This window comes from Colwellia sp. F1 (assembly GCF_056238625.1).
In genome coordinates this window covers 1-2,535 of sequence record NZ_JBWDLI010000078.1, presented here as the reverse complement: position 1 = coordinate 2,535, position 2,535 = coordinate 1, and the positions used below count along the sequence as shown (strand labels likewise).

At 49.9% G+C, this 2,535-nt stretch carries 3 protein-coding genes; 2 read left to right on the top strand and 1 reads right to left on the bottom strand.

Features of this window, described 5'->3' with window-relative positions:
- On the bottom strand, window positions 1–376 hold a 376-nt coding region (locus tag AC0UA9_RS17405), incomplete at its 3' end, for a ribose-5-phosphate isomerase A (RefSeq protein ID WP_475662000.1).
- Window positions 377–536: 160 nt separating this feature from the next.
- Here AC0UA9_RS17405 and ilvA point away from each other — a divergent pair.
- Both ilvA and AC0UA9_RS17395 read left to right on the top strand, forming a co-directional pair.
- A complete protein-coding gene (gene ilvA, locus AC0UA9_RS17400; protein WP_125744689.1) occupies window positions 537–2,051 on the top strand; it encodes a threonine ammonia-lyase, biosynthetic in 1,515 nt (504 codons plus the stop codon).
- Window positions 2,052–2,200: 149 nt separating this feature from the next.
- A complete protein-coding gene (locus tag AC0UA9_RS17395) occupies window positions 2,201–2,377 on the top strand; it encodes a hypothetical protein (protein ID WP_475661998.1) in 177 nt (58 codons plus the stop codon).
- Window positions 2,378–2,535: the final 158 nt, after the last annotated feature.

Sequence of the window (2,535 nt, the reverse complement as noted above, 5' to 3'; positions counted from 1 at the left end):
ATTTCGAGACATCGGCAAAGCAAATAAATCGCTTGGCGCAGGCGGCGACGATTTTTTCCCGGGTTAGCGCTGCGCCACCGCCTTTAATCATTTGTAAGTTAGCGTTTACTTCGTCTGCGCCGTCGATGTAGAAAGGGACATCGCCAACATTGTTCAGCTCGAATACCTCAATACCTAGCGCCTGTAGGCGCTTAGCACTGGCTTCTGAACTGGCAACGGCACCTTTAAAACGGTCTCTAAGCGGGCCCAAACGATCAATAAACAGGTTCGCTGTTGAGCCTGTGCCAATACCTAGCACGGTCTCTTTTTCGAGATGAGGCTCAATTTCTTTAACCGCAGCATCCGCTACGGCCGCTTTCAATTCATCTTGGGTCATCATGTTTTCCTGCGTCAGGGTTAGGCAGTGTTCCCTAGTATAACGGCCTTAGCGCCGACTGCCGATGGAAACGCCGCTAGACGGCGCTAGGCGTAATCTGCTACCAATAAAGGCTTTGCTCTCTCCCGTTAGGGTCACGTTATTTTTTTGGGATTCCCGCATGCTCGAAGCAACCGTCAAAAAGATCCTCCAAGCCCGCGTTTATGAAGCCGCTTGTGAGACCCCCATTTCACCCGCTCCCTTTTTGTCGCGTCGTTTCAATAACCAAATTTTGATTAAGCGCGAAGATCTTCAGCCAGTGTTTTCTTTCAAGATTCGTGGTGCTTACAACAAAATGGCCCAGCTAACTGAAGAGCAGAAGGCCAAGGGCGTGATTGCTGCGTCGGCGGGGAATCATGCCCAGGGGTTGGCCATGGCAGCCAAACTGATGGGCGTGAAAGCGGTTATTGTGATGCCACGTATTACGCCCGATATTAAGGTTCAGGCAGTACGCGCCCGCGGTGCTAAGGTTATTTTGAAAGGTGATGCATTTGCTGCTGCTGCTGAGCATGCTCAAGAATTGATTAAAGAGCATGGCTATACCTATATTCCGCCGTTTGATGATATCGATGTGGTCGCTGGCCAGGGCACTATTGGGGTTGAAATTCTGCGTCAGCACAGCGGCCGTCTAGATGCTATTTTTGTTCCTGTCGGTGGCGGCGGCTTAATTGCAGGCGTTGCGGCGTATGTGAAATACCTGCGCCCAGATATCAAAATCATTGGCGTAGAAGCCGAAGATAGTGCCTGTTTAAAAGCCGCGCTAGAAGCCGGGGAGCGGGTCGTACTGGATCAAGTTGGTGTGTTCGCGGAAGGTGTCGCCGTCGCGCAAATCGGTGAGGTGCCCTTTTCTTTAGTGCGTGACTTAATCGACGACGTTATCACGGTGAATACCGATGAGATGTGCGCTGCGGTGAAGGATATCTTTGATGATACCCGTGCCGTGGCAGAAACGTCTGGGGCGCTTTCGCTAGCTGGCCTGAAGAAGTATGTGCAGCAAACAGGAGCTGAAGGCGAGACGTTGCTATGTATTAACTCCGGCGCCAATACCAACTTTGATCGCTTGCAACATATTGCGGAACGCACCGAGCTAGGGGAGCAGCGTGAAGCGATCTTGGCGGTGACCATTGCGGAAAACCCAGGTAGTTTTAAAAAGTTTTGCCGCACGCTGGGTAAGCGTATGGTCACCGAATTCAGCTATCGCTATGCAGATAATAGCGAGGCCCATATCTTTGTGGGGATACAAGTTAAACCGGGTGGTGAAGACCGCCAGGCGGTGATTGATAAGCTGCGTGAAGCTGGCTATCAGGTTGAAGATTTGACCGACAATGAGTTGGCGAAGCTGCATATTCGCCACCTGAGTGGTGGTCGGCCTAGCGAGCGCTTTGAAGAAGAGCTCTACCGCTTTGAATTTCCTGAGCGCCCTGGTGCACTAATGAACTTTTTAACTCAGCTACCCCATGATTGGAATATTTCACTGTTCCACTACCGAAATCATGGTGCTGCCTACGGTCGTGTATTGGTCGGTATGCAAGTGCCGAGCAGTGATCAAACCCATGTTGCAGAGTACTTAGATGCGATTGGTTACCGCTATTGGTTGGAGAGTGATAACCCTGCTTATAAGCTCTTCATGGCGTAAAGAATTGTAAGTGCTTACTAACCCACGGAAGTAGAGCTGTTAAGAACAGTGAGTTTTTGAAAGCGTTTAAATGTGCGTTAAAAATAGCACTGAAAGCGGTTGTCAGCTCTCCTCCATAGCCCTATAGTCGTGGGCGAAATTAATGCGGTGTGTCATCTATTAAGAAACATTGTGTAGATGACGCATTACGGACATTTGGCAACCGAGAAAGACGTTGGAGACGAGGCATGCGGCGTAAAAAGCCTGATATGGTGATGGCGCTAACAGTGGTGTTTTTACTTGGGGTACTCGCGACTGGATACGCGCAAGCGCTATCGGGGAGTTAACTTACTAAGTTGATCACAGCGCTTTCAGCGTAAATGCTGCGCCAAACTAGTCGAGGTTGATATTTAAAACGGGCTGATCTTGATGATCAGCCCGTTTTCGTTGGTCGAATAACCTTTGTGTCACTAGCGATCACGTTCAACGGAATATCCCAAGGTTC

Coding starts and splice junctions, on each gene's coding strand:
- ilvA (WP_125744689.1), top strand. CDS start 537: ATGCTCGAAGCAACCGTCAAAAAGATCCTCCAAGCCCGCGTTTATGAA.